We start from the raw sequence: 5,732 nt of genomic DNA, 5'->3' as shown, positions 1-5,732 counted from the left end.
TTCCACTTTCTGTACCATCTAAATATCGTTTCACCGCTTGGATTTTTTCTTTTGAAGAAAATTTAGCCATAAAAAATGCACCTCCAATTGTTAGACTGTGTCTAACAATTGGGGTGCACTTCAAATTAGTGAAACGGCTTTTTTTTAAGCGTTCAATTCTGTTTTATGCCCTTTTACTACACTACGTTTGAATGCAGTTGCTAATATAGTAACCATACTTACTATACCAATCCAAACGAGTACAGTAACAGGAGTATTCCAACTTAACCCTTTTCCGAAGAAGAAGATTTCTCTTAGGCCTTCAATCATAAATTTCATTGGTAACCATGAGTAAACCCAGTCTTGATAAAACGGAGACAACATCTCAGGTGCTAATGATAGTAACGGCGCCCCGAAGAATAGTAATAAAGCGAATAAACCGATTCCTTTTAGCCCAACCAATGAAAGTACCGCAGATATCATTAAGAAGAAACTAAAAGAAGTAATGGATAAGAATAGAGCTGTATCCGTGAAGTTCGAAATATTTAACCATACCATCCCATCCGCAATCCATGTAAGACCAAATCCAATTACAAGTGTCGCAATAGCTCCTGTTACGATTTGGTTTACTTTTAACAGAAAGTTTTCTTTTCTTGAGCTTACTGGCATTTTACTAATCGCAATAAAAATAATCGCTGCACTAGCTAAACTTGCAATCCATAACGGCTGGAACAATGATATTGGTGAGTTACCGTTCGCACTATTTTTGCCGACCTCATTCATATTTTTCACGTTCTTTACAATAGGTGTTACTAATTTCGCAGCTTGATCTGCTGTTAATGTACCTCCTTTTTCCTTATATCCTTCTAATACTTGCGCGCGAACAGTATTGTTCATATTATCAACGATTGCATTTAACATTTGCCCAGCCATAGTTGATGCTGCTGTATTCATTCCTTGATTTATGAATATTTCTATCTCTGGAGAAGATGGCTGTGGCGTTCGTAATGATGCTTGTTTTGTGCTAAAGTCTTTCGGAATGACTAACGCTGCATAATACTCTTGGTTATTTAAACCTTTTTGAACTGCTTCCTTATTCTTCACTTCTACCCACTTTACCGCAGGTTCTTCATCTGATTTCGATGATTTTTTCACCGTATCAACAATTGTTTGCCCCATATTCATTTTCGATTGATTTGGAATTTCTACACCTTGATCCTCATTTACAATTGCAATTGGCAAGTTTTTCGGCTGCGGTTGAACAGTTGGAAATAACGTTAATGAAAAAATAAAAACAACAAGTAGTGCAAGAACTGGTGATAACAATAAAAGTTTATTTTTAAACATTTTCTTTTCTCCTCCTTTAATTTGACCTATAATAATAAACAACGTGTTGTTTATTTATATTTTGAATTATATGTTCAAGTTGAACCTTATACAATAATCAAAAATCGTGAATGTGTTGGTTATAAGACACATTTTCTAAATGTGTTTTGTAAAATTAAGGAGGGACATGCTTTGCGCGATAGTAATTTAGATTTACGTGTTGTTCGTACGAAAACTGCTATACGAAATGCATTGGTGGAGCTAATTGAAGAAAAAGGTTTTGACGCCATTACAGTGAAAGATATTACAACGAAAGCAAACATTAATCGCGGTACTTTCTATACGCATTATCAAGATAAATTTGATTTAATGACAAAATGCCAAGAAGACATTATGTACGAGTTTTCTAACATTGCAAAACAGAAATTCCCTGAAGTTATTGCTGACCTTGGATCAAATCCTTCTCCAACAATGCCATTTATACTTATCACTTCTATTCTTGAATTTCTAAATGAAAATAGTGATTTTATGAAAGCTGTACTAAGTCCGAAAGGAGATTTATCTTTCCAAACAAAACTGAAAGACTTTATGTGGAAAACATTATTTGAAGATACGAATGGTCCTCTCATTAATAAAGAGAATTTACTTGTTCCAAGCGAATACTTAACTTCTTATATGGCATCTGCACATATAGGTGTCATCCAGCAATGGTTAAATAATGGACAAAAAGAAACACCTGAGGAGATTGCTCACTTTTTATCAACAATCGCAGTTCATGGGCCTTTTTATGCAGCTGGCTTAAAGAAATAATCCAGCTATATAATAAAAGAACATCCACTATAATAGCGGATGTTCTTTTATTTCATTACAACACTTCAATATACCCTTCTGTTCCATGTACCCGAATTCGTTGTCCGTCTTTTATTAAATTCGTAGCATTCTCTACTCCAACGACTGCTGGTAATCCATATTCACGTGCGATAACTGCTCCATGCGTCATAAGTCCGCCGACTTCAGTAACTAATCCTTTTATAGACACAAACAATGGTGTCCAGCCCGGATCAGTAAAAGCTGTAACTAATATATCGCCCTCTTCTAAATTCGCTTCTTCCATGTTTAAAATAACGCGAGCTCTCCCCTCAATCACTCCTGAAGAAACAGGCAAACCTACAATCGCATCATCTGGGAGGTTTTCTCGTTTATATTTACCTGTAATGATTTCTCCATCAGACGTCATTATACGCGGAGGCGTTAGTTTTTCATATAATTTGTAATCATTTTTTTGTTTTTGTATCAGTTCGTAATCTAGTTTATTCGTGCAGACTACTTCGTGAAGTTCTTCAAAAGTTAAATAGTATATATCATCCACTTCACGAATGACACCGCTCTGCACAAGTTTCTCAGCTTCTTTCAGTAACGCTTGCTTATATATGAAATAACGATTAATCATACCGTATTTTGGATATTCACGATAGCCGATAAAATTACGGATATTACGAATCATTCGCTTCGTTTCTTCTACTTTTTGTTTTCCACCCGATAAGTGCTGTAATCGATCTACTAACTCTTCTTCTTTTTTCAAAGCTTCTTGCAGTCCTTCTTCAAATTTCCGCTTACTCGCACCATATTCAAAATCTCTTATATTATTTAAAATCATCGGGATAATTGTAGTTGGCTTTTCACTCCAGCGCGTTTTCGTAATATCTATTTCTCCGCTACATCTCATTCCGTATTTATTTAGAAAAGTTAGAATAGCATCTCGAGCTTCTTCTCCACCTTTAAACTGAACTAGTTCATTTAAAAAGCTATCATCTTCTACATGTTGTAAATACGTAATAACTTCTTTGTACGGCCGAATCACATCAGCGACATCCATTAATGCTAAACCCATTTCAGATGTAACATTATTTTGTACGGATTGAGAAAGCGTGTCTGCTGCATTTTTTTCACCTAACCATTGCTCCATCTTTTCATTTATCCATGTTGAAGCATTCATACCAGCCATAATGACAGCGATACTTTGCGGGTTAAACAATACTTTCTTTAATTGCTGAATATCTTCCAAAATAAAATCAAGTACGTCCACTCCTGATTTCAGTTGCATATTTTGTTTTAACTCTTCAAGTGATGCTTGACTATTCTGTATTAAATTTGTAACGATTGCCGGATCATTTTCAATTTCCGGTTGAGAATTTGCAGGTGGCACACTTTTACCAACACTCTTCCCTTTTTCATCATCTGGTAATAATTTAATAAAATTATCTCGCTTAACTATAGTCGTTAATGCATCTCTTACGAGTGGATCCGATTTTCCTAAAGTGTTTATTAAGTAATCTCTGCTAGCAGGTGATGCTAATTGTTGCGTAGCATCGACAAATAACCTGCCTCCCGCTTTACGCATAGGGGCACTAGTCGTTAACAGGAAAAAAGATAAACCTAATGGTTTCATCGCATCGGTCATCATTTGTTGGTGACCAACTGATATATACACGTGATTTTCCCCATCATTTACTTCTGGAATTGGATATAAAGTCGTAATCGGTCTGCTTTGGACTATATAAATTGTATCATCAACTAAGCACCATTCAATATCTTGCGGACAACCAAAATAAGCTTCGATTTGTCTTCCGATGCGTGCTAGTTGTAAAATCTGTTGTTCAGTAAGTGTTTGAACTTTTTGCTTATTAGGAGCAATTTTCTTTCTCTCTGTTCCGCCTTCTTTTCGTCCATAGATGGCTAATTTTTTCGTTGCGATGACCTTTTCGACGATTTCATCTTCTTTTACCTTATAATTATCGGCAGAAACCAATCCAGATACTAGCGCCTCGCCAAGTCCAAAGCTGGCATCGATTGACAACACCTTCCTATTCGAAGTAATCGGATCCGCAGTAAATAAAATCCCTGAAGCCTCAGGGAAAACCATTTTTTGAATGACAACACATATAGAAACTTGATTATGTTCAAAACCATTTTGCATGCGGTACGTAACTGCTCGCTCTGTAAATAAAGACCCCCAGCACTTTCTTACATGCTGTAAAATCGCTTCTTCTCCGATAATATTTAAATACGTATCTTGTTGACCTGCAAATGAAGCATACGGTAAATCTTCAGCCGTAGCACTAGAACGCACTGCATACGCATGTTCATTTCCAAAACGTGAGAGATAATGAGCTACTGATTCCACTACATCAGAAGGGATTTGTACTGCCATAATGACTTCTCTAATCTTCTTACTCATTTCACCAATTTGAGCACGCTCTTCCATTTTCAACTTTGTTAGCTGCTGCAACAAAGTTTGAAACTCTTCATTTTGCTCGATAGCCTTTTCATATCCTACCGTTGTAACACAAAAACCTTCGGGTACTTGTATACCTTGAATGTTTGTTAACTCCCCTAAATTCAAACCTTTTCCACCGACGAGTGAAAGCTGCACCTTTTCTATTTCCTGAAAATCGAGAACGAAAGAACTCATATAACATCTCTCCTTACTATGCATGTGTTCTTGATTGTAGCAGGAGTCAATGAGAAGAAACAGTCTATTTCGAACTTGATTTACATGATATAATTAAGTTAGGAAGAGATTAAAAAATGCCCCAGTTGCATAATGAAGTAACTGGGGCTCCTTATTTCCGCTCAATTTTAAATTATAATTTATTCACAACTAACTTCAATGTACTTCTGTTTTTCTCCTTTTTTATAAAACGCCATTAATTATCACACACAATTCTTACCTCGACAAATAGTATATAACTCGAAATACGCTTTAGTTTAACCTCCTGTGAGCCTTTTCACAGGAGGTTTTATACATACATATATTATTTATAATGAATTAGTTCTCCCACTTTCCAAAAAAAGGATGATTGTATTGGAAATGAAAAAACTTCACGGAATTTATGATGATGTTATTAGTTTAGGGGAAAATTGTTATACCGCTATTCATCTAAAAAAATATAGGCTGCGGAAATATTCAGGTCCTCTAGATTGGTTTGAATCACCGAATCTTTCTTCTATCAACACATTATTGAAAAATAATTTTATAGACTTTATGGATTTAAAAAACATGCACGCAATGCAGGAACAAAATATTGTGTTTAATGATGGTGTGATACAACCTGTTTTTTCTCATATTATAAAAGACACAAAATATAACGTAACATCTTATCATGATTTCCCTGTTATTCCAAATGAAGATTGGTTCATCACATACCATGATTTTAAACAAAAATTAGATCGAAGAATTGATAACTTTTACGAAAAAATTCATCATTCACAATCCATTTTATTTGTTAGATGGGGCGAAAACTTGACTGAAGCACTAGAATTACAAACCGTTTTATCAAATATTGTTAAAAATAATTTTAAGATTCTTTTACTCTATCCAACAGGACTTGAAAATGAAATAAACGAATTAGAATGGGGGCTTGATC

Annotated in this window: 4 protein-coding genes; 2 read left to right on the top strand and 2 right to left on the bottom strand. The window is 35.2% G+C overall.

What is annotated here, in order from left to right; all coding sequences use genetic code 11:
* Window positions 1–144 precede the first annotated feature (144 nt).
* Window positions 145–1,326 carry a YhgE/Pip domain-containing protein gene (locus GBN78_RS28010; protein ID WP_000475877.1) on the bottom strand — a complete coding sequence of 394 codons (1,182 nt, stop codon included), beginning with the start codon at window positions 1,324–1,326 and terminating at the stop codon, window positions 145–147.
* 171 nt (window positions 1,327–1,497) lie between these two features.
* Between GBN78_RS28010 and GBN78_RS28005 the strand changes: the two genes are divergently transcribed.
* The gene (locus tag GBN78_RS28005; protein ID WP_001205698.1) at window positions 1,498–2,115 is read left to right on the top strand and encodes a TetR/AcrR family transcriptional regulator; all 618 of its coding nucleotides are present in this window, start codon (window positions 1,498–1,500) and stop codon (window positions 2,113–2,115) included.
* A 55-nt stretch (window positions 2,116–2,170) separates the two neighbouring features.
* Here GBN78_RS28005 and ppsA read toward each other — a convergent pair whose 3' ends face one another.
* Complete coding sequence (ppsA, locus tag GBN78_RS28000) at window positions 2,171–4,777, bottom strand: phosphoenolpyruvate synthase (protein WP_152127945.1); 2,607 nt, start codon at window positions 4,775–4,777, stop codon at window positions 2,171–2,173.
* A 384-nt stretch (window positions 4,778–5,161) separates the two neighbouring features.
* Here ppsA and GBN78_RS27995 point away from each other — a divergent pair.
* Window positions 5,162–5,732, top strand: a 571-nt coding sequence (locus GBN78_RS27995) for a DUF1796 family putative cysteine peptidase (protein ID WP_152127944.1), incomplete at its 3' end; no start/stop codon positions are given.

It is taken from the genome of Bacillus sp. B2-WWTP-C-10-Post-4, assembly GCF_009183805.1.
Lineage (GTDB): Bacteria > Bacillota > Bacilli > Bacillales > Bacillaceae_G > Bacillus_A > Bacillus_A cereus.
The sequence above is the reverse complement of the archived record's forward strand: the minus strand, read 5'-3'. Positions and strand labels throughout refer to the sequence as shown.

Excerpts from the sequence above, each read along its gene's own strand:
- GBN78_RS28010 (WP_000475877.1), bottom strand. The coding sequence starts at position 1,326 with ATGTTTAAAAATAAACTTTTATTGTTATCACCAGTTCTTGCACTACTT.
- ppsA (WP_152127945.1), bottom strand. The coding sequence starts at position 4,777 with ATGAGTTCTTTCGTTCTCGATTTTCAGGAAATAGAAAAGGTGCAGCTT.